This window comes from Bradyrhizobium archetypum (genome assembly GCF_013114835.1).
GTDB classification, from domain to species: domain Bacteria; phylum Pseudomonadota; class Alphaproteobacteria; order Rhizobiales; family Xanthobacteraceae; genus Bradyrhizobium; species Bradyrhizobium archetypum.
In genome coordinates, this window is the sequence record NZ_JAAVLW010000001.1 from 208,546 (window position 1) to 231,065 (window position 22,520).

The 22,520-nt window shown below is 58.2% G+C and carries 10 protein-coding genes and 4 pseudogenes; 9 read left to right on the forward strand and 5 right to left on the reverse strand.

Annotated features, from left to right (window positions below):
* Positions 1-487: 487 nt before the first annotated feature.
* Complete coding sequence (locus tag HCN50_RS00915; protein ID WP_171707748.1) at positions 488-1,729, reverse strand: cytochrome P450; 1,242 nt, start codon at positions 1,727-1,729, stop codon at positions 488-490.
* 604 nt (positions 1,730-2,333) lie between these two features.
* Between HCN50_RS00915 and cysD the strand changes: the two genes are divergently transcribed.
* The 4 genes and pseudogenes from cysD to HCN50_RS34985 form a co-directional block, all read left to right on the forward strand.
* Entirely contained in the window at positions 2,334-3,359 is a 1,026-nt protein-coding gene (cysD, locus tag HCN50_RS00920; protein ID WP_171707749.1) for a sulfate adenylyltransferase subunit CysD, read from the forward strand.
* Positions 3,359-5,241 (forward strand): annotated as a pseudogene (cysN, locus tag HCN50_RS00925) (sulfate adenylyltransferase subunit CysN). The gene cysD and the pseudogene cysN overlap by 1 nt, the downstream one beginning before the upstream one ends.
* A pseudogene (locus HCN50_RS00930) lies at positions 5,242-6,051 on the forward strand (transposase); the annotation flags it as partial.
* A gap of 246 nt (positions 6,052-6,297) precedes the next feature.
* A pseudogene (locus HCN50_RS34985) lies at positions 6,298-6,436 on the forward strand (transposase); the annotation flags it as partial.
* 102 nt (positions 6,437-6,538) lie between these two features.
* Here HCN50_RS34985 and HCN50_RS00935 read toward each other — a convergent pair.
* From HCN50_RS00935 to HCN50_RS00945, 3 genes and pseudogenes are all read right to left on the reverse strand, one after another.
* A pseudogene (locus tag HCN50_RS00935) lies at positions 6,539-6,979 on the reverse strand (IS5/IS1182 family transposase); the annotation flags it as partial.
* Between the two features lie 65 nt (positions 6,980-7,044).
* On the reverse strand, positions 7,045-7,404 hold the full coding sequence (locus tag HCN50_RS00940) for an IS66 family transposase (RefSeq protein ID WP_171707750.1): 360 nt from the start codon (positions 7,402-7,404) through the stop codon (positions 7,045-7,047).
* Between the two features lie 65 nt (positions 7,405-7,469).
* On the reverse strand, positions 7,470-11,873 hold the full coding sequence (locus HCN50_RS00945) for a Ulp1 family isopeptidase (protein WP_235976690.1): 4,404 nt from the start codon (positions 11,871-11,873) through the stop codon (positions 7,470-7,472).
* An 841-nt stretch (positions 11,874-12,714) separates the two neighbouring features.
* On the opposite strand from HCN50_RS00945, the gene HCN50_RS33340 reads away from it, so the two are divergent.
* The 4 genes from HCN50_RS33340 (at position 12,715) to HCN50_RS00965 (ending at position 17,735) form a co-directional block, all read left to right on the forward strand.
* Entirely contained in the window at positions 12,715-13,116 is a 402-nt protein-coding gene (locus tag HCN50_RS33340; RefSeq protein WP_235976691.1) for a transposase, read from the forward strand.
* Positions 13,117-13,922: 806 nt separating this feature from the next.
* On the forward strand, positions 13,923-16,577 hold the full coding sequence (locus HCN50_RS00955; protein ID WP_311966952.1) for a PAS domain S-box protein: 2,655 nt from the start codon (positions 13,923-13,925) through the stop codon (positions 16,575-16,577).
* A 29-nt stretch (positions 16,578-16,606) separates the two neighbouring features.
* Positions 16,607-17,248: a response regulator transcription factor gene (locus HCN50_RS00960; RefSeq protein ID WP_311966977.1), complete on the forward strand. Its 642-nt coding sequence runs from the start codon at positions 16,607-16,609 to the stop codon at positions 17,246-17,248.
* 97 nt (positions 17,249-17,345) lie between these two features.
* Entirely contained in the window at positions 17,346-17,735 is a 390-nt protein-coding gene (locus HCN50_RS00965; RefSeq protein WP_171707753.1) for a response regulator transcription factor, read from the forward strand.
* A 1,564-nt stretch (positions 17,736-19,299) separates the two neighbouring features.
* On the opposite strand, the gene HCN50_RS00970 is transcribed toward HCN50_RS00965, so the two are convergent.
* The gene (locus tag HCN50_RS00970; RefSeq protein ID WP_171580721.1) at positions 19,300-19,482 is read right to left on the reverse strand and encodes a hypothetical protein; all 183 of its coding nucleotides are present in this window, start codon (positions 19,480-19,482) and stop codon (positions 19,300-19,302) included.
* 1,667 nt (positions 19,483-21,149) lie between these two features.
* On the opposite strand from HCN50_RS00970, the gene HCN50_RS00975 reads away from it, so the two are divergent.
* Positions 21,150-22,064, forward strand: coding sequence for a TauD/TfdA dioxygenase family protein (locus tag HCN50_RS00975; protein WP_171707754.1), 915 nt, complete (start codon positions 21,150-21,152; stop codon positions 22,062-22,064).
* The last annotated feature ends 456 nt before the right edge of the window (positions 22,065-22,520 follow it).

The window sequence follows — 22,520 nt, forward strand, 5'->3', positions numbered from 1 at the left end:
CACTGACGCGCAATCCCGAAATGGCATTGCATCAAAGCTTCTAATATGTTGCATCCATACTTCCTTGATTCTGTCGCCGCGTGGGTTTCTTGATGCTGATTGCCATGTGTCCGTCAGTTCCATCAATTGCTGAATTTGGTAGTTGATTGGGCGCGCTCTGACGCATCCGACCATAACGCGCATCCTCCACACTTCCAACCGAAGCCGCCGGTGGCAACTTTCATCTTGCATGCGAGCCGCATCGGGTCGAGCGGGCGACTCTCAATGTCCAAAAAGCGCGAGAGAAGCGCCGCCCGCAGTTTTCTTCTCTCCGTCGTGGCGATGCAAACGATCGGTCTACGGGCGCTGCCTTTTCAATGAAAAATGAGTTCTGCATAGCGGCGCGAGGACAAGCCTCGCCCTCATTTTCGACGAAAGCTATCCACTCATTCAGGTCGGGCGCAGAAAACCTCCTCTTCATGGCCTGGAGGCCCAAGCGAATCACAGCCTAAGCTCTAATCTGCACAGGAAGAGCGGAATAACCGTGCACAAAGTTAGACGCAATTCGATCGGGTTCGCCGACAACCTCGACTTCGAGCCGCGCGTTCAAAACTTCTTCCCAGAGGATTTTCAGCTGCAGTTCGGCAAGATGTCGACCAAGGCAGCGATGGATGCCGAATCCGAACGAGAGATGCTGCCGGACGTTCTTGCGGTCGATGAGAAATCTGTCGGCGTTCTCGATGACCTCTTCGTCGCGGTTACCAGAGATGTACCACATGACGACCTTGTCGCCCTTCCTGATTTGTTTCCCACCTACGACGATATCGGTCGCGGCGTTGCGGCGCATATGTGCGATGGGAGTCTGATACCGAATAATTTCTGACACCGCGCTCGATACCAGCTCAGGATTATCGCGTAGTTTTCGCAGCTCGGAGGGGTGCTGGTTCATGAACAGGAGGCCCCCGGTAATCGAATTACGCGTGGTGTCATTTCCCCCGACGATCAGCAGAATCAGATTCCCGAGAAACTCGCTCGGCTCCATCTGTCGAGTTGCAGGCGAGTGCGCCATCATGGAAATCAGGTCCATGCGTGGCTCGGCATTGATGCGCTCGTTCCAAAGCCGCGTGAAATACTCCAGGCACTCGGACAAGATCGTGCTTCGCTTATCCCAGCTGTCGATCGCGTGGCCCGCTTTCGGGATTGCAACAGCTACGTCTGACCAATAGGTCAAGAGCCGCCGATCCTCGAATGGAAAGTCGAATAGCGTGGCCAGCATCTGCGTCGTCAACTCGATGGAGACCATGTCCACCCAATTGAAGTCATGATTGCGCGGCAAGCTGCCCAGAATCGTCCTGACCCGTCGGCGGATCAAGCTTTCGAGCTTAATCAGGTTTTCCGGTGCGACGATCGGGCTTACAGTATGGCGCTGCTCGCCATGTTTGGGAGGACCCATCTTGATGAAACTCTGAGTCCAGTGCTTGTCAGGCACGTCGACAATAGCGACACCCTGCTCCGATGAGAACGCTTTGTGATTTGTATCTACCGCTACGATATCTCGGTATTTTGTCACGGACCAATATGGACCATAAGGGCTGGCTTGACAGTAGTGAACGGGATCTTCCATTCGCAACCGCTCGAAGTACCCCCATATGCTATCATCCTGAAAGCGCTTGGCTTCGCTTACATCCAGATTGCTCAGCGGGATCTGACACACATCATCGGCTCTCAAGTCCGCCAATCGCGTTTTCATGACCAGATTGTTCTCTCTTGAGATATACGGATCTGGTCGCGATTCATGGTTCGAGCTGCCGTGACATTTTGGGTTGCGCGGGTCGTTCCTCGAACAGAGTATCTCAAAGTGCAGGCAGCCTCCCCTACCAAATCCAATAGTAAGGATCGCATTGACTTTCCAAATCGATCTGCTCCGGTGGATGGATGAGAGCTGGGCACTGCTACCCAGGCATCGCGCAATGGCAGCTGCATCGCCGCTGCGTTGTCAACGAGACGAAATGTGACCGCAGCTTCCCGCTTCTTTGAAATGACCAAACGCGGCGTCTTTGGCTCCTCACAGTTGGCCGCTCCTCGACTTGTCCTTAGCTTTGCGAGCAAGCGAAAGCTGCCGATCACGGTTCCGATGCTTGACAGCAGCTCAAGAACTCGAGCACACCGTCATTATTGGTCTTGTTGAGAAGGGAATGCTCTCGGCTGGATCGGTCCATGCGCCAGCTCCCAGTCGCAACACCAAAACGTGGATGGACGAAGACGCGGTGCAAGAATTGAAACGGTCCGGATGGTCGCTCGAGTTCTGTATGATTGAAAGCGAGGCCGATGCCTACCCCTGACTAGCACCGAGGATGCAGCAAAGCGGCTGCCGGGTCGTGCGGTCCTGCTTGCTGCTGCGGCAGGGTTATCGTCCCAAGCGGAAGCGCTGCGCCAAATGGCATCTAACGAACAACAATTCTGTATCAAAGAAGAACCATATGCTGCCGAAACATTTGCGTCGCCTCGAGGCTGAGTCGATCGAAATCATGCGTGAGGTAGTCGCCGGGTTCAAAAATCCGGTTATGCTCTACTCGATCGGTAAAGACTCGAGTGTCATGCTGCACGTTGCAATCAAGGCGTTCTATCCCGCGAAGTTGCCGTTTCCCCTCCTTCACGTCGATACGACCTGGAAATTCCGCGAGATGATCACTTTCCGGGATGAGACGGCCAAGCGGCTAGGCGTCGAACTCATCGTCCATGTGAACAAGGAGGGCCTTGAGCGCGGGATTAACCCGATCGATTCCGGCTCAGCTCTTCATACGCGGGTGATGAAGACCGATGCCCTGAAGCAGGCGCTCGATCTCTATCAGTTCGATGCTGCGTTTGGTGGGGCGCGACGTGACGAGGAAAAGAGCCGCGCGAAAGAACGGATCTTCTCCTTCCGTTCGGCCGGGCACGTGTGGGATCCCCGCAACCAGCGGCCGGAGCTCTGGAACCTCTTCAACACCCAACTCCTCCAGGGCGAAACCATGCGTGTATTCGCAATGTCGAACTGGACCGAGCTCGACATCTGGGAATACATCATGCTCGAGAAGATCCCGGTCGTCCCGCTCTACTTCGCAAAGCAAAGACCCGTGGTGCGGCGAAGCGGCGCAACGATCATGGTCGATGACAAACGATTGCGTCTTCAATCCAACGAGATGCCGGAGATGCGCATGATCCGTTTTCGCACGCTGGGATGCTATCCGCTGAGCGGGGCCATCGACTCCGACGCGACCACAATTGAGGACATTGTCGCGGAAATGCACACTGCGACCGTATCTGAGCGCCAGGGACGCTTGATCGATACCGATGAAGCCGCTTCGATGGAGAAGAAGAAGTGGGAAGGCTACTTTTGATGCCTTCCAAGGCAACAATCGACCGTGTCCAGGCCGGCAAGGACCAGCTGCAATTCATCACCTGTGGTTCAGTAGACGACGGAAAGTCGACGCTGATCGGACGGCTGTTGCATGATAGCAAGGTGATTTACGAGGATCAGCTCGCGGCGCTGGCACGCGACAGCGCCAAGCACGGCACCACCGGCAATGATGTTGATTTTGCTCTGCTAGTTGACGGGCTTGAAGCTGAACGGGAACAAGGCATCACGATCGATGTGGCCTATCGCTTTTTTACCACCCTGCGCCGATCGTTCATGGTGGCAGACACGCCCGGCCACGAGCAGTACACCCGCAACATGGCAACTGGCGCCTCGAACGCCCAGCTCGCCATCATCCTGATCGATGCCCGCAAGGGCGTGTTGGTCCAGACCAAGCGTCACTCCTTCATCTGCTCGCTGCTAGGTATCCGCCATGTGGTGCTGGCAGTGAACAAGATCGACCTGGTCAAGTACAACAAGGAGAGATTTGATCGGATCGTAGGCGATTATATGGCCTTTGCTGCCGGTCTTGGCTTCACCTCGGTCGTTCCGATCCCGATCTCCGCCCGGTACGGCGACAACGTCATCAACCAGTCCGATAAAACCAAGTGGTACCAAGGCCCGTGCCTGCTCGACTATTTGGAGAGCATCGATATTCAATCCGACGTCGCGCGCCAGGTTTTCCGCTTTCCGGTTCAGTGGGTGAATCGGCCCAATCTGGACTTCCGCGGTTATGCCGGCTCGGTGGCCTCCGGGAGCATCTCGGCGGGAGATGAGATTGTTGTCGCAGCGTCTGGACGGACCACTCGCGTCAAGCGAATCGTGGCCCAGGACGGCAATCTTCCCCGCGCCGACGCTGGCGATGCCGTCACCATTACCCTCGAAGACGAGATCGATATCGGCCGTGGCGATCTTCTGGCGCGTCCGAACGAGCGGCCTGAGGTCACCGACCAGTTCGCGGCCCATCTGATCTGGATGGACAACGATCCGCTCGTTGCTGGACGCAATTACATCCTTCGTATTGGAACTCGGACCGGAGTCGCCGGTAGCATTACCGCGATCAAGCATCGGATCGACGTCAACACACGTGAGCACCTGGCGGCCAGGAAGCTTAGCCTCAACGAGATCGGCTTCTGCAATGTCGCGACGGCACTGCCCGTGGCCTTCGATCCGTACGAGGTCAATCGCAAGACCGGATCGTTCATTGTCATTGACCGCTTTACCAATCGCACCGTTGGCGCCGGCATGATTGCGTTCCCGCTGCGGCGGGCTACCAATACGGCAACCGCTTTTTAGTGGGAAAGAGCGAGCGGGCCGCCCTGAAGAACCAAAAGCCTTGCATCATCTGGTTCACCGGCCTGTCCGGTGCCGGCAAGTCGACTATCGCCAACATCGTCGATCAAAAGCTGTTCGCAATGTCGTGTCACCCCATCCTGCTGGATGGCGACAACATGCGGCACGGGTTGAACCGAGACCTCGGTTTCTCGGAGGCCGATCGTGTCGAGAATATTCGACGTGTCGGCGAAGTCGCCAAGTTGATGGCCGACGGTGGCCTGATCGTGATTTGCTCGTTCATCTCGCCCTACAGAGCGGAGCGAGACATGGTACGCAACCTGGTTGCTAGGGAGGAGTTCATCGAAATCTTTGTCGACACGCCGCTTGAAGAATGCGTGCGGCGCGATCCAAAGGGTCTCTATTCGAAGGCGAAGTCTGGCAAGATCAAGAACTTCACGGGTATCGATGCACCCTACGAAATACCGATGAGACCCGAATTTCATCTCAGGACCATGGATCAGACGCCTGAGCAACTTGCGGAGGCCGTCATAGATGTCCTGAAGGCGCGCGCAATCGTCCACGGTCACTAGTCTAAAACTGATCGGCTCGACACCGAGTATTTGAATGGCGCTCTCCTCGGTTGGCTGCGCGGCGAGCCGAACCATTGCCAAATGGCAGCAATCCCAAGCCTCGATGAAGAGGACGCCCGGCGTCCAAACCGCGAGCGGGAAAACCTTGTCAGCCAACAAACCAGCATCGTCAATCGAATGAAGGCATGTCTCATTCGCCTGGGTATTCGCAATTTCAAGCCGACCCTACGTCATGCGTCAGAGCGGCTCGAGACGCTGCGCACGCCGGAAGGGGTGCCTCTGCCACCCAACACTGTCGCCGAGATGCGCCGGGACATGGTCCGCCCTCGCCTCGTCAGGGAGCAGATCAGGGAGATCGAGGCAGCTCGATTACAGCGTTTGCAGGTTTCTGACGGCGGAGCGCACGCGATGGTCAAATTGCTGGCGCGGATCATTGGCGTTGGAATCGAAACAGCGGACATGCTCGTGCATGAGATCCTTTCCCCGCAATTGAGAGATCGCAGAGCGGTCGCGCGCGCGGGCCTCACGGGCGCTCCCGATGAGAGCGGCAAGCGAAGACGGGAGAAGGGCCTTGCATGCGCTGGCAATGCCCGGGTGCGGCGTGGGATGATCCAACTGGCCTGGCGCTTTCTCCTTTTCCAGAAAGACAGCGCATTAGCACATTGGTACCGTACTCGCGCGGCCGACGCGCGCGGCGGCACGCGCAAGACCATGATCGTGGCGCTGGCGCGCAAATTTCTCATAGCGTTCTGGCGCTTGACGACGACAGGCGAAATACCTGCAGGGATCAAGTTACGCCCGGTAGCATGAACGCGAGACGGGACACCTCAATTGGGGCTTGGCGAAGCAATCGCTAAACCCTGATACGCCGAGGTGGCGGTGACCCGCGCTACAACTTGGTCCATATGACCTCGCGGAAGAATGGGCCCGCTGCCCCAGCTTCGCTAGAGATGCGCATTGCCGCATCCTGGTCGAAGATAGCGTTCGACCGCATACAAGTACGCGGCGCGATGCCCGCCGGAGATTGCAAGCTCCCTCGGAATGTCTCTCAGTCGCCATGCCATGGAGTTAGTGGTCTCTGATGATCATCCGAGCTTGAAGAAGGTGATCGCTGAGGTCCTGACAACGCCATGTGCACTTCTTCAGGAACGCGCTCTACTCCGTGCCCCGCAAGGTCGACGACGATTGCCTGCTTTATCGCGCTATCTGCTGAAAGAGCGCAAAAAAGGAGGCGTTACGCCCTGCCGCTTGACCATACTCAGGTCCACCGAGGGGACGGCTTCGCCGGACCCCACGATCAATTTGCCGAACTTGACGCACACAACTGCGCCCTCGGTGCAAGGAGAAGAATGGCTAAGAGCTCTTGACAGGAGACACCCCATACAAGTTTGTAGCCGGGGGCGGCGAGGACGGCGTTGATGGCGTCGCCCTCGCGATGCCAGAGGTGATTGCGGCCCATTCGATGCTCGGACTTGAGGTGGCCGATGACCGGCTCGACGGCGGAACGCCTTCGCAGCTCGCGCTTGATCTGTGGCGTCACCCGCCCCCTTCTGCCCTGAGGTGAACACCCTGAACTTGTAATCGGGTGGGGCATTGTGGCCGCGATAGTGTCGGCGAGGAGGCGCTCGAGGGTGATGCCGATGAGGGCCTCCATGTCCAAAATGACGGTTGCGAGCGTATGCCTGTCATAGGGGGTGCCGGGCAGCGCCTTCACGTGGGTCACGAATTGACCGCCTTTGAACGCCATCATGCGGCGGCTCCTGTAGAGACGACCGCGGAAAGAACCATGAACCCGGCAGTGGATCACGTTTGTCTATCGGGGTTGACACCGTGCCCGCGATTAAAGAACGGAGACTCATTCATATAATAATGCGGCGCGCGCTGGCGCGACCCGCCCGACTGTGCCCTTACACGACGGTTTACAATCGTTTCAATCACTGCTGCGGCGCTCGACGATGGCGCTGCAATCTTCTCGGCTGCCATCTGCGCTGCGGTCTTAGCTTGCGCCGCGGTCTCCTCCACGTTGGCGAGCTTTAGCTCGAGCTGCTCCAGCAATGCGCCTTGCTCGGAGGACTGTCCGAACTGCTCGTGCCGGAGCTTCTTGATCGTGAGTTTGAGCTTCTCGATCAGCAAGGCCCCCTGGGCTTCGGCTTCCGCGGCCAAACAGGCCGCTCGCTCGGGCGAGCCCCCCGGTGTAGTGTCCGGGAGAGCCGCTCCAGCCAGCTCCATTAGCCCAAGCCGGGATGAGCCAGTCGACTCTGGAGGGACCGCCGATTGGCGACTAGGTTGTCAAGGTGCAGCGGCTCGTGCGCTGGCCGCTCTCCTTGGGCCAATCGTCGAACCAGCGCCCGCGTGCCGTCCACCACAAAGACGCCGCAATCATAGCTGTTCCGTTGCTGGACCATGCTGGGTGACTCCAGGCGGGCGCGCAGCCGTCGTGCGAGCTGCGCTGCCGCCTCGTGGTTGTGTCCCCGGACAGAGTCGTAGTGATAGGCAACCGGCTCTCCTCGCGTGTGGCGATCAAGGAGCAGCAGCGACCAATGCGTGCCGAGGCGATTAGGATCCATAGCGTCGTTCACTGGCAGGAACAGGAAGTCGGCCGTATCATTACCATTTGGATCGTAGACGATGCGCTGGAACGCGCGGAGCATGTCGGGCTCGGCGCCGAAGCGCAGTTGATAGTGAGCTATCAGGGGGTCCACGAACTGCGTCAGGGCGGCGAGTTCCGGACGGACCCGCCGCAACTCCTCCGCCAGGAGCTCGTAATCCCTGTGGATATGCTTGTCGCCCAGCCATTCCTTGGCGCCGAGCTCTAGTCCACTGCGGCCGTGGGAGGAGGCGGTCGGATCCAAAGCCCCCATCTGAGCATCGGCGGATGTGCGCGGGAAAGGCGCATAACGAGCATCATCACGCAGCTCCTGCAGCGTGGGCGGATCTAGATCAATCACCTGCGGTCTGGGCGCATCCCGACCAACAAATGATACAGGACCAGCGTAGGTGTCCGAGCGACCCCTGGCAGGATGGGCTGGCGCAAAGTGAGCATCGTCGCGCAACTCGGACGGCGTTGGCGCATTCAGATCAACAAATGGCTCAAGACCAGCGTAGGTGTCTGAGCGACCCTTGGCAGGATCGGCTGGCGTAAAGTGAGCATCGTCGCGCAACTCGGACGGCGTTGGCGCATTCAGATCAACAAATGGCTCAAGACCAGCGTAGGTGTCTGAGCGAACCCTGGCAGGAGCGGCTGGCGCAAAGTGAGCATCGTCGCGCAACTCGGACGGCGTTGGCGCATTCAGATCAACAAATGGCTCAAGACCAGCGTAGGTGTCTGAGCGAACCCTGGCAGGAGCGGCTGGCGCAAAGTGAGCATCGTCGCGCAACTCGGACGGCGGTGGCGCATTCAGATCAACAAATGGCTCACGCCTGCCCTTAGCATTTGACGCGGGCCTGGATGGTGATCCTGGTTCTTGCCGCTGTTCACTCAACCAAACCCAAGCTCCAGCGCTTCGGCTGGCCGGCGTTGAGGGGAGATCCTGCGAAGAGCCGGAAAACCGATCGCCCTGCGCGGCCGGCGAGCTCGGCTGCTCAGGGCCTCGCAGCCCCAGCTCTCGGTTCGCCTCGATGAGTTTCAAGTAGCTGCGAAGATGCGACAAATCGGGACCGTGTACTCTGCCTCCAGTCCGTTGGAATGCTACCACGTCATGGTCGAGGGATAACTGCTGCCTGCTGGAGCCGTTTAGTCGCCCAATAATGCTCCCTTTGCCATTCCCTCTAAGCCACGCACTCAGCGCACGAAGACGTGTCGCCCGCTGTTGCGCAGACTGCCTCAGCTTCGCAGTCGGGGTTTTAAGATCTTTCAGGGCTTGGCTCAGCGCGCCCTCGATGAGGGGCGCATCTTCTGGATGAGGAACGTGGTGACGGGGGGCACCGAGAACGCGGGGTTCGGGTGCTTCGACTTCTTCCCCCCCACGTAGCAGCCGCCTGAGAACGTCCACAGCCGATCTAATGCGGTTCTGGGGGTCACGGCCCAAGCTCCTGTACTTCGCTATTTCCTCATCGAGCGATGAACCGTCTCGCAGCCGAGAAGCTACAGGGCCCCTATGACTTGCGTTGACCCAGCGGACAAAAGTCCTAAGCCCGGAAACACTGTTGTTGATGGCCCCTAGGGTGAGCTTGCGCCGCTCGGCGTCTACACGAAACCTCGCCAAGAGCTCCGCGTCTTCGGCCGGAAGCTGCTCGCCGATCAGCTCGTCCGGCGACGACACCGGAGCTTGCCTCTGCGATGGTGACGCCGCCAGTTGATGGGATGGGGTCTGCATCAGCTGCCGCTCAACCGCGTCGCCCTGTGGAGGCGGCGAGGAGCTGGGTCCGTCCATCGTCTCCAAAAGCAGATCCTGCTGGTTCGCAGGCAGAGTCTCCGGCCAGCTGACAGCTCCGTTCGACCCGCTGTGCTGCGCAGTCGCGGTGAGGGTCGGCTTCGTCTTGGCGCGAACCGCGTCTTCGAGATCAGGAAGGGGGCGAATATGACGCAGGAGTTCGATCGCTCTAGCACCCGCCGGCGACCTCAGGAGATGAGCCAGTGCGGCTCCGGCTTTTCTGCGGCCATGGGGGTCCGCCTCCTTATACCGACTGACATCTTCATCCAGCGAGTCGTGGCCAAGCCGAGCAGCAATGCCGGGCTTATCGTTTTCACGGAGGTAATCACTGAAATCGATAAGAAGAGTTGCATAGCTCCTGGCGGTGTTGGCGGTGCTTGGGGCTGCTTCTTCCTTGTACCTTTTGATGAGATCCGCATCCTGGGGATAGGGATTCCGCTCAACCCGGCTTGCAAACGGCGTGATGCCGCCCGGCGATTGGGAGGCTCGAAGATGATCCAGTGGGGTAGCGATGGCCTGCTCCTCCTTCTCGGCGAACTCCTGGGCATCCTTGTCCAGCGACTTGTCGTAAAGCCGGGAAGCAATGCCCGGCTTGTCGTTCTTCACGAGCCAATGCCCCAAGCTGAGAAGACCACGTAGATTGCGGCCGACCGTGCTCTCGGAGGCCCCAGCCTTGATGAGTGCCGGCCTCAGCCCCTCAATAAGAGAGGCATCTTCGCAATAAACAGGATCCAGGCTGCTACCTGCGAAAACCAATTTTGCATGGCCGGGCGGTAGCGCCGAGGCATTCAGCATCGTTCCACCGCCTTGACCGTGCGGAGGCGGCGTAGATGGGTGCCCGCTCGCCCGCATGATGGGAATCTGCTCGCCTGGCACGAGGATGTTGCGGTAACGTTCATCCGTCAGCTCGTCGTCCTGGTGGCGCCAGTTCACGGGATTAGGGGACTCTGTAGGATTCAATGCCAGGCCATGCCGCGGTGGCTGAAGACACGACGATGCACCGGCTTCGTCGACCGTCCCAAAGAATAAATCTTGATCATCCCCCTCAGCGAGTGCCGCTGGCCAACTGAAGGCGGGCTGCGAGCCGCCCTGCTTAGCCGCGGCCTCAATGCCCCCTGCCCGGGCAGTGATTGACGCGACTCCGCCCGGCGACTGAGAGGCGCGGAGACGATCTAGTGCGGTAAGAACGAGGTGCCTGCGACTTTGATCGAAGATCGCAGCCTCGCTGCTGAGCGATTCGTCGTTAAGCCGAGCAGCCACTCCCGGCTTGTTTTTTGCAAAGAGCCACCGGCTGAATCTGCGAAGAGGACCAACATAATTCGTCTTAGCGGTGATCTCCTCGTACCCAGCCTTAACGAGTGCTTCTTGAAGTCCGGAAATCAAGGGCGCGTCTTCGGGATGAAAAGGCGGACCGTTGAGTTTTCTCGCTCCATTACGGAGATGATCAAGTGCCGCGCCGATACTTTTGTTACCCCCGGCGTCCTTGTAGCGCTGGATCTCTTCATTGAGCGGTTCGTCCTCGTTCCATGTCTCGTCCTGAAGCCGAGCAGCAATGCCAGGCTTGTTGTTTGCCCGAAGGTAGTGGCTGAAATCCGTGAGAATAGATGCATAGGTTTTGGCGGTACTTGAATTTCCGGCCGCCACTGCTTGCTTTCTGTATTCTTTGATGAGAGTTCCGTCCTTGGGATAAGGAGTCAGGTCAGGGCGGCCTGCGATCGGTACGACTCCTCCCGTCAATTGAGAGGTCCGCAGATGAGCTAGTGCCCAAGGGACGTTCGCCATCCCACCTTTGGTTATGAACTCCTCGACATCCTTGTCCATCGACTCATCATGAAGCCGATCAGCAATGCACGGCTTGTCGTTTGCAAAGAGCCAGCGGCTCAAGCTGAGCAGATAACCGACGTTGCTCGTGGCGGTGCTCTCGGCGGCTCCACCCCTGAGGAGCGCCTGTTTAAGGCCGGAAATAAGGCGCGCATCCTTAGCATAAAGCGGCTCCTTGCTGCGACCTACCAAGACCCAATTTGACTGAGCGGTCTGCAGCGCTGCGGCGCCCAGCACCGCCTCATCGTTTCCGGCATGCGCCTCAGATCGCGATGCCTCCGCTTGATGGGCGCGGATGAGCACGGGAGCAGACGGGACAGCGATCTCGCTCAGCTGCTGCTCAAAGGCCGCCGCATCTGTGGACGGAGCCGGTGAGCTCTCTTGCGGGCCCGCGGTGCCCGATTGTTGACGCACCCAGTTGGTGGATTGGAACTTCATTCGTTCTCACTTCGGAATATAGGCCAATTTGAAGCCTGAGTGATTTGCCACGGACTCGACTCGGCAGCATCGAACCCAGCAGAAAACTACCGTGAACGCCCCAAAATGCCCCGTCCAAGCACCCCCGACCGCGCGCTCCAGTATTCTTGCAGCGATCGCCAGCTATGATCGCCTCTGGAGACCCTACTCTATGTGCGATAGCTGTCGAGAACCTGACGCGGAGCCGCCGACTTGCTGCAGCGGACACGCAGGCTGCCCCCATGGCCGGAAATCGATAAAGAACCTCGCGAAGAACGGTTCTGTGGGCTTTCCTGAGCCTTGTTGTATAATGAAGAACGGCCCCATGGGGCGATCGGCAATCGACCCGATTTTGCTGCAAAACCGCGATGGCGCCACCAGCCCGCCAACGTGTTTAGAGTCGTAAAACTCTAGTTTCGAGTGGTCCAAAGTTCGGTCTCGCTGCAGAACCACCGAGACTCTAATTGCCGCTGGATGAAAGTTTAGTGGCAGGTCAGCGGTCACCAAACATCCTTCGGGGATATCGAAATGGCCCTCTTGCGATCTACTGCCAAATTTTATGCCTTTGCCGGAACTCTCCACCCGACGAGATCTAGCTACTTGCGCTGTAATCATCCGGCAAGGTCCGGCGAGGGCCGCCTTGCTCAGAGGGTCTGCAGGCTGCAACTCCTATTGCAAGCACTAGGAGTAGTCCTATGACAACGGTAAGTGGCAAAGAGACCCCATCTGGCGGAGTGGATGAGCGATCGGCTATCGGCTGCGGAGTGTGTGAGCCGATGTGAGCTTCTATGTCTGCGCCTAGTTCTGAAACTAGACCTTCCATATGATCGTAGCGGTCGCAGAGCGTCTTGAGGGAGCCCCGCGACAACTTGGCCGACGCTGGTCGGATGAGTTCAAGGCACAAGTCGTGGCAGAGGCGCTGGAGCCCGGCGGGAGTGTATCGGAGAGCATTCACCCGTCGCAGCTCTTCACCTGGCGTCGCGATGCTCGGGCCTCGTCGCGGTTTTCGAGTCGCGAAGCCGCGGTGGGTGCATCAGTTTGTCACCGGCGAGCTCCGAAAACCGAAACGGTCGCGATCAAGACTCGGGCCTCTCAGCAACCCTCGCCCGAGTTGATGGTGAACTCACAAAGGTTTTTGGCCACGACACGGCATATCGTAGAAGCCGAGCGACCCAGCTCGATCAGGGCTAAGGAGGATATAAATCGGTTTGTGTTGCAGCGCTGAACTCGGTTGTCTGCACGTGCAAGCGACCGAGATCGCAAAAGCACTGAGGGCTTCAGCGTCAGCATCCGCACAACGCTAGCCTCGTGCACAGCGACCCCGGAGGCTCCATTCTTCGCGTGCGCGATACGCCTTCCCTCGGCCGTCACACGCGTCGACCTCCTTTCATTTCGCAGAAGCGCGTAAAGCCCTCTATAACTTCCCCGGTCACGTGCGGGTCTCTGCTCGCGTCTAGCCCCCGGCCAGGCCGATCAACAACAAGAGGCTTACGTAACCGAGCATGAAAGCAGAGGGTCTTCTGATGAAGCGGTCTTCAATTTATTGTTTTGAAGCCTCTCTCTTATGGTCTTGTCCACCGTATGCATTTGGCGAAGCCGCCGCCAAACGAGACGATCGTGTCATGGCCCCCGAAAGCCATCCACAGACCTTTTCAAATCCTAAGTAAGGAGACGGGCCAACGATAGACATCTCCCCCAAAGGCTTTCCCTGATTGTTACTCGGTTTATCTTCGGTGGAAGTGCCGGCCCGGCTGCTGCGCTCCACTGGTTCTAAGCGCACTGCCGTGTGGGTTCTAAGGGCCCTCATGGCCGCCTCGATCAGCCAATTTCTTTAAACGAAAGTTTTCTTTCGGCGTCATCAAAGCCCGAAAGCCCGGAACTCGCTCTTCCGCTCATGCCATTGATATCAATGGATTAATCGCACCGAGGCAACCTGATAATGCTAGCGCTAGCTGCTGAATCAGTGCGAGCGCAAGAGAGCCTAAACATTCGTATAATTCTCCAGCTGCTTTCGATAGTTTAGGTTGATGGGTGATCAGCTTACTAGATTCAACTTCGCAAGCTCACGCAGTTTTTTTTGCGCGGGCGTTGATGACGCTAACTTCGTTGTACCTTCACACCCAGTTCGCCGCGACGGCGTTCGGCTATTTGGAAATGATATTGGTGTTTTCTCTGATGGGCAGCCTCATCCCCTCTGCCACGCTTTTCATCTTGCCATTCGCTGCTTTGGCCTATTTCTTTGCGCCGCCCACTTTCAATCTCGACGATCCGCGGGATCTTCCTGTGGTTGTGGCCTTCCTTGTTGCCTCAATTGTCGGAACGCACCTGATTGGAAAAGTCCGCCGAGAAAAGGAGGTTGCGCTTGAGGCCGCAGCCAGGCTCCGGCGCAGCGAGGCTGAGTTGCGCGACCGCGAGAAACAGTGGCGCGAAATTTTCGAGCATAATCCGGTCATGCACTTCATGGTCAACCCCACCGGAATGGTCCTGAACGTCAACACGTTTGGCGCAACACAGCTCGGCTATGCGCCCTCGGAGCTTGTCGGGCATTCCGTTCTGAAGGTATTTCTGGAAGAAGATCGTCCGTTTGTTCGCGAGCGCGTCGGGCTGTGCATAGAAACGGTCGGCCAATCGCACACTTGGGAGATCCAGAAGATCAGGAAGGATGGCTCAGTGCTGTGGGTGCGCGAAAACGCCAAAGCCATGCAGTGGGCAGAAGACAAGCTCGTCGTCCTTATCGCCTGCGAAGATATCACCGAGCGAAAGCGGACGGAAACTGCCCTGCGGCGGAGCGAAGCCCATCTGGCCCAGGCGCAGGAATTGAGCCGCACCGGCAGCTTCGGCTGGAACGTCGCCACCGGCGAGGTCCACTGGTCAAAGGAGACGTTTCGTATTTTTCAATACGATCCGTCGACCGAACCGACCCCGCAACTCGTCCTTGATCGAACCCATCCAGAAGATCGGGCTGCCGTGCGAGAGACCATCGAACGAGCGCTCCAAAACGAAGAGGATTTCGAGCACGAATACCGACTGCTGATGCCGGACGGCTCGGTGAAGCACCTCCACGCGGTGGTACGAGCCTTCGGAAAGGCCTCTGGTGATATCGAGTTTGTCGGCGCAGTGACGGATATTACGGCTGCAAAGCAGGCGGAACAGCAGTTGCGTCGTAGCGAGGCATATCTGGCCGAAGCCCAGCATCTTAGCCACACGGGCAGTTGGTCCTGGGACGTTCACCGTCTCGAATTTGTGTATCGCTCCGCCGAAATCGATCGCCTGTTTGGGTTCGATCCGCAACAGGCTGTATCGATAGAGACCATCCGGTCGCGTATCCATCCAGACGACTTGCCGCGGCTTCAGGAAGTGTCGCGCCAGGCTATCGAAGACAAAGGAGGGCATTTCGAATATGATTTCCGAATCCTTCTTCCAGATGGCGCGATGAGGCGCATACATTCCGTTGCGCACGCCGTGGTCGGCAGCGATGGCAACGTCAGCGAGCTCATCGGAACGCATATGGATGTCACCGAGCAACATGCGGCCAGGGAACGACTGGAAAGGGCTCTTGCTGCGTTGCGCGAAAGCGAGCAGCGGTTTCGCGACTACGCTGAAACGGCCTCCGACTGGCTCTGGGAGACCGGACCGGACCATCGGATCACCCGCTTTTCGGAGCACACCAGCGCAGCAGGCATACTGGCCACAAGGGTCGTCGGCCTGCTTCGCTGGGAAATTGCGCGCGATGTCGAGGCAGAACCCGAGAAGTGGCGACAGCATCGGGCGACGCTCGATGCACGTCTTCCATTTCGCGATTTCATCTATCGCACCGTCACCCAGATGGGATCTCCAATTTACGTCCGGAGCAGCGGCAAGCCATTCTTTGATGCTGACGGCAATTTCCTCGGCTATCGCGGCGTCAGCACCGACATCACCGCAACCATCCGCGCAGATCAGGCCGAACGAGAACTGCGGAAGGCACAGGCAGAGCTCGCGCACGTGACGCGCGTGACGACACTGGGCGAGCTGACAACCTCCATCGCCCACGAGATAAACCAGCCGCTCGCCGCCATTGTCACCAATGGCGAGGCTTGTCTGGGTTGGCTTGGTCGCGAAACTCCTGACCTTTCCGCGGCGCGCTGCTCAGTGGAGTGGATCATCGAGGACGGGATCCGAGCGAGCGAGGTGATCCGCCGCATCCGCGCGCTTGCGAAGAAAAGCGAGATCGAGATGGTGCCGGTCGATATCAATGACATCGTCAAGGAGGTAATCGCGCTGGTAGCACGCGAGCTGGTCAGCCATCAGGTCTCGTTGCGGACCGAGTTGGCGCCGGCCCTCCCCCTGATCCTAGGTGACCGGGTTCAACTGCAACAGGTGATCACAAATCTGGTGATGAACGGGATTGAGGCCATGCAAACGGTCAGGGACCGGCCGCGCGAACTGGTGATTCAGTCATCCGAAGATGATATGGGACGCGTGCACCTCGCCGTGACTGATTGCGGTATCGGGATCACCGAGGACGACGCGGATCGCGTGTTCAATCCCTTTTTCACCACTAAATCAAGCGGCCTTGGAATGGGGCTTTCGATCTGCCGTTCGATTGTGGAGGCTCACGGCGGGAGCCTATCGATCGCTCGCAAGCAAGAGCCGGGCGCGACGTTTCAATTCGTCCTGCCGTTGCATAAAGAGGTCGTGTCGTGACCGGGCTCTCCGACTCGCCGCACCAAGGCGTGAAGGCCGAGGAGCCCAGCGGAAGGGCGATCGTGTTCGTGATCGACGACGACGTCTCAATACGTCGTTCGCTCTCGAATCTTTTTCGATCGGTGAACTTGGACGTTGCTGCGTTCGGATCGGCCCAGGAAATGCTGCAAGGCAAGCTTCCGGAGGTTGCCAGCTGCCTCGTCCTTGACGTCAGGCTGCCGGGATTGAGCGGCCTCGAGCTGCAGACCGAGCTAGCCAAGTTGAACCTTCACATTCCGATTATTTTCATCACTGGCCACGGCGACATTCCAATGAGCGTCAAGGCCATGAAAGGTGGAGCGGTCGATTTTCTTACCAAGCCGTTCCGCGATCAGGAGCTGCTTGACGCCGTCGTCGCCGCGACCGAACGGGATCGCAAGAGGCGAGAGGTTGAGAAGACAGTTGCGAACCTGCAATCCTTGTTCGAGACGTTAAGCCCTCGCGAACAGGCAGTGATGAAACTGGTCGCTGCTGGCCTTATGAACAAACAAGTAGCGGCAGAGCTCGAGCTCGCCGAAATTACCGTCAAGATCTATCGCGGACGAGTGATGAAGAAAATGGGGGCACGGTCGCTGGCCGATTTAATCAGAATGGCTGAGACCCTCGGAATTTGTGCCAACCAGCCCGAATAAGCCTAAGTATGAGTTTACAATTTCATCCCGCAAGCCCACCCTTGATCCAGGCGACTATGCTTCGGCAAGCGCCTTTCCCGCGTTAGAGGGCATCGTCTTGTCCACGCCTCCGCTCATTTCCATCGTCGATGACGACGGATCGGTACGTGCTGCGATAGATAATCTTTTGAAGTCCCGCGGCTATATCGTTCATACATTTGTGTCGGCCGAGGAGTTCTTGCGCTCGCCCCACCTGAACGGAACATCGTGTGTGATTGCGGATGTGCAGATGTCGATTATGAGCGGCTTGGACCTGCTGACACATATGCGGGCTCAAGGTTACGGTGCACCGTTCATTTTCATCACTGCCTTTCCCGATGATCGCGTTCGCGCGCGCGCGCTGAGCGCCGGAGCAATTTGCTTCCTGGCCAAGCCCTTTGCCGGACAGACCTTGATCAGGTGCCTTGATACCGCACTGGATAAGCATCGCGGCGGAGCCAGCGCATGAGACGATGAGCACGCAGTTTGCTCAAACTTCGGGTCTGATTTGTGAGCGCGGCCCGCGGAACCGCGCGCTTCGCCATACAACAAGGTCGATGAGGACCTCGGCCTCACGCGCAACTCGTCAGCAATTCTTGGCGATCGGGCTCTTTTATTGACATTCTTCGTTCGCTATTCGTCACCTTGCTTGCGGCCGGCCTGCATCACCTACGAGGTCTCCGATGAAGCCATCCGGCCAGTCCTCCGTTGCACTAGCTAACCGAACTTGCTCGCCTCGCTTCAGCTTTATGAATTTGGCCAAAAACCCGCACGTTGAGAATTGATGTTTGGCAAAGCACAGCCGGCTCGATTAAGCTGCCCGCCTCCTCAACTCTCTTGGTCAGGGCTGCCGGAGACTGCCGCTGCGAGAGTGCTGTTCGGGCCTCTGCAAGAGCTTCTTCAAGGACCGATTCCATCGTCATGGTAGGACCCGTAAAGCACGACAGTGCGCACGTTCGGATTTTGTAATATATGCTGTAAGAAATCGAAGAGTTCTTTGCGATTGGACTGCTCGCCATCGGTGATGAGCCGCAATCTTTCGGTCATCACCCCGACGGTCGTTCGTGCGAAGTTCCTCACGGTGATAAATGCCGGCGTCGGCCGTGCTGCAGCCGTGATAGCCCCGTAAGATCACGGGTTCGACAGCCTCAGCAAGCTTCTCGATGCACTACCCGATCCGGGCGGTGGGCCTCTTTATGAGCGCGTAATCGAGCGGCATCATCACAGCACACATGGTGGAAAGTACCGGGCTTTTTCGCGTACCGGGCTTGAGGCGTTTGAGCGTCGGGACAGTTACGATGCAGCTATCGAGTTCAATGCGGCCGGTACCGATAGGAAGATTTCGGAGGTCTTGTTGCCGCTGAGTGAAAAGGGCGGCACAACCGACCGATTTCGGAGCGACCCGAGTAGCCGGCTCTAGCAAACCGCCGCCGCTCGGCGGCGTTCAGAACTTTACGGCCGCGCCGGTAGTCCGCAGACGCTTAGCGCTTGCATTGTCCTATCTCTCACCCTCCCCTGAAACAAAATAGCCGATGGTGCTTCAGCACGAGTGTCTAGAACAGAAGGTTGTGCGCGATATGCAATGTGCTCCCTTCAAGGTCTGCCTGGTTATGGGACCCATTTATCAAGCCGCTCGCAACCAGCGAACTTTCTGTCGCATATCGCGGTCCCTTACTGGACCGCGGAGGAAGTATGGGAGCTGTTGCGCATTCTCGCCTTTCGGCGGATAGCCCCTTGCATTTTCTTCACGTCTTCACCACGCTGGCACGTGAAGTGCAGCGATGCCAAGTCTCGCGGCAGCCCAAGAGCTCGACTCTGATGTGCGCCTTCGTGCCGAATCTGCGCGCTCCATCACTGTGCTGCGCCGATTGCTGACTGTAACGATTTGGCGGCCGATGGGGTGGGTATAGATTCGCCTGGAGTCATCAGCGCCAAGCGAGATCCGACATCTCGTTGCGAGCCTTAGGCGGCTCCGTCGTAAGTTGAAGCAGATTGTCCGCAGGCAGCCTCTGCCCCACGGCAATGGGAGCTCGCTATGCTTTATCGTAAAACCGCTTCAGCAGGACTACGCCTACACTTTTTTGAAGTTCTCCTATCTGCAGTAACGCTGCATCGCTTTCTGGGCCGCGCGGAAGCCGAGTTGCTGACGATAGGATGTCGATCAGCAGTTGGAGCAGCTCCTCGATGGCGGCCGCGTCATCGCCCTTCTCACTCATGCGAGCACTCTCCTCCATCGCTTTCCAATCTTCCGGAAGCGGGACTTCTCGACAAAAAAGCATCGGTCGAGGGTTTAAAGCTGCGGGTACAGTGAGGCCGCAGACCGGAGAGTTGGAACAGGCGATGAACGGTGCTTTTGGCAATTTCCGTCCCTTTAGATCGGCGCACGGTCCAATGGATTGCGGCTTTGGGCCTGCGAGAAGTGTCTTGCTGATCAGCTCGGCCACAGCCTCACCCTCAACCGCGCGGGGTCCGCTGGTATGCGTCTCATCGTAGATGATCGGCGATTCGATTGGCGATAGAGCGATTGGGCCTTTTGCCCGATCCTATGGGGCCGACCACCAAGCCGCGTCGCCAAGACGATGGCGCTCGGCTCACGTTGGCAGGCCAGCACGATCTCTGTTCGCTGCGTCAGCGCCGCGACAGCGAGCGCGACCGTGTTATGGCCGTGAGCTGCGTGTCTTCGTCGCTGAAAATCGTCAGCATCGCCTTCCCGTCCGGTGCGCATCGGTATCTCCTTCATCGGGATACCCGGAACTCATGCAATAACCATGCTACGAAGTTGCGGGACAGAACACTAGCAGCGAGGCGGGGTCACGGTCCTCTTCTCCTGGGAATGTAACCTCGGCAAACGTGAACCGCGATGTTCTTGTGACGGGATCTTCGATCACTCGCGGAGAGCTGCAAACGATGCGACGTCGGTATTGTCGAGCAGCACCCGTAACTCGATCTGGATCTACGCGCATCGGGCGGTCGGCTATCGCCGGAGCAGCTCAGGAATGACAGGTGCCACCACATCGAGATCAGGGGTGCCGCGATGGTGCCGGAGTTTGGTGTGTGCCTTGCTTCACGAGAGAAAACACGCGCAGCCGCTAGCATGCCTTTGGATCGACGCTGCAGGTTGTCAGATCTCCGACACCTCCGTCTGGAACCCGACGCGTCTGATGTTGAAAGATGGAAAGTCATCTGATGACTATCGCCTCTCGTGCTGAGGCGGACGGATGCCTGACGATCATGCGTCCCTGTGCCGTTGGCGCCGACCTAGGCGCTCGACCTCACGTATCGTTAGGCTCTGCTTCTTCGCGCGCGCTGGCCATCGGGGCTAGCCGGCTATCTGATCGAATTATCGGCCTAATCCGGTGACCGTCGCGCCGGTTTTCGCGATTCCTTTGGCGCTCTTGCCGGCAGGTAATCGTTCGCGGCTCGTTTTCGGGGCTGGCACGGTGCTTGCTGGAGATCACTCGCTAAATGCGAGGTCTGCCTTGAAACCCCGGTGACGTCACCTGCCGTCCGCCCCGCAAACCAGGCGCTTCGTATCTTCTTAGAAGGACGAGACCGCATCTGCGATAGTAGAGAAGTTTCACCAAACCAATGATCGAAGGCAGTCTCGATGAGACTTTTCGAAGTTGAACCTGCGGGATCGTCGATCCTCAACCAAGCTAATGCCGCACGGAGGCAAGGGGCACCGGCGAGTTTCAGGCGCATCCCATCGAAAATGGGTACGGATTAGCTGCGATAGGTGCGTGGCCGATTTTGCGTCGTACGAATAGCGCACCAACCGGCCGATTGCCGCGGATTTGATGATTACCAATCTAGCGTTCACCGATTCCGGGTCGCAGCTGAATACGTTCGTTTGGTGAAAGAAACCGCAAAGACTGGAACATCCATGAGCGAAACGACCTTGATCGAGAATGTCATTCCGCGTACCGATATCGTCAAACGCGCAGCGCGCATCGGCGCCGAAATCAGAAATATCAAGCTCTCGAGCGATTTGCCGGACGAGACGATCGCTGCAATCAACCGCTTGCTGCTCGACCACAAGGTGATCTTCTTCCGCGACCAAAGTCACCTCGGCGATGCCGAGCAGGAGCGATTTGCTGCCCTTTTCGGGAAGCTGGTGCTGCATCCGATGCTCGGCGTTGCCAAGGGAACGGCATCGCTCCTCGAGCTTGACTCCGCTCGCGGTGGTGGCCGGGCCGATGTGTGGCACGCCGATGGGACCTTCGCCGAAGCCTATCCCAAGATTTTGGTGCTGCGGGCCGTTGTGATCCCACCATTCGGCGGTGATACGGTCTGGTCGAACACCGCGGCCGCTTATCTCGATCTGCCGCCACCGCTGCAACGGCTTGCAGACGAGCTCTGGGCCGTTCACAGCAACGTCTTCGACTATGCCGGAATGGCCCGAGTCCGTGAGGTCGATAAGAAGCATTTTGACGAGGTCTTCACCAGAACCATCTTCGAAACCGAGCATCCCGTCGTGCGTGTCCACCCCGAGACCGGAGAGCGGACGCTAGTGCTCGGCGCTTTGGTACAGCGTTTTCTTGGCATCCCCAAATATGACGGCCAAAAGCTGCTTGATATATTCCAGTCTCACATCACCGCGCCCGAAAACACCGTGCGCTGGAACTGGAGGGATGGTGATGTCGCGATCTGGGATAACCGCGCCACGCACCATTATGCTGTCAATGATTACGGCGACCAGCATCGCGTCGTTCGTCGCGCCACCATCGAGGGTGACGTGCCCGTCAGCATTGATGGCCGGCGCAGTGTAACGCGCGTAAAGGTCACCAAGCAGCCATGACGCGCTCGCACATTCACGGAGATCCGGCCGTTATGGACTATGCTGCCGCGTTCGCTGCTTGTACTAGGTGCGGTCAAACGGCCAGCGCGGGTCTGACGAAGACCTGATTTTCGCGAGCCTCATCAAGAGCGCGGTCGGCGCTGCAGTAGACGTACAGCACTGCGCCGCCACGCCTATAGGACTACCACGTGTGCGCGACGGCCCAGGTAATCAACCTCGAGGGACAGCGAGTTGAGTTCAAGGTGCCGGCAAGTGATGGCATAGAGGAGATCGGCCGCGGCACTTAACGGGTGGTGATCGACTTTCATTCGTCCAACGAGAGCCTTGAAAAGAGGAGCTACTAACCCAACGGTCGGCCTGACATTGCGGCCAGCTTGTGATACAATGCATGCCGGACCTTCCCGTGAGGAAGCGGTAGCGCCTTGCGATGGCAAAAAGGAGGAAATCGGGTGCGAC

What these genes read in the sequence shown, in the direction of transcription:
- HCN50_RS00915 (WP_171707748.1), bottom strand. Translation starts at nt 1,729, where the DNA reads ATGAAAACGCGATTGGCGGACTTGAGAGCCGATGATGTGTGTCAGATC.
- cysD (WP_171707749.1), top strand. Translation starts at nt 2,334, where the DNA reads ATGCAGCAAAGCGGCTGCCGGGTCGTGCGGTCCTGCTTGCTGCTGCGG.
- HCN50_RS00945 (WP_235976690.1), bottom strand. Translation starts at nt 11,873, where the DNA reads ATGAAGTTCCAATCCACCAACTGGGTGCGTCAACAATCGGGCACCGCG.
- HCN50_RS33340 (WP_235976691.1), top strand. Translation starts at nt 12,715, where the DNA reads ATGATCGTAGCGGTCGCAGAGCGTCTTGAGGGAGCCCCGCGACAACTT.
- HCN50_RS00970 (WP_171580721.1), bottom strand. Translation starts at nt 19,482, where the DNA reads ATGAGTGAGAAGGGCGATGACGCGGCCGCCATCGAGGAGCTGCTCCAA.
- HCN50_RS00975 (WP_171707754.1), top strand. Translation starts at nt 21,150, where the DNA reads ATGAGCGAAACGACCTTGATCGAGAATGTCATTCCGCGTACCGATATC.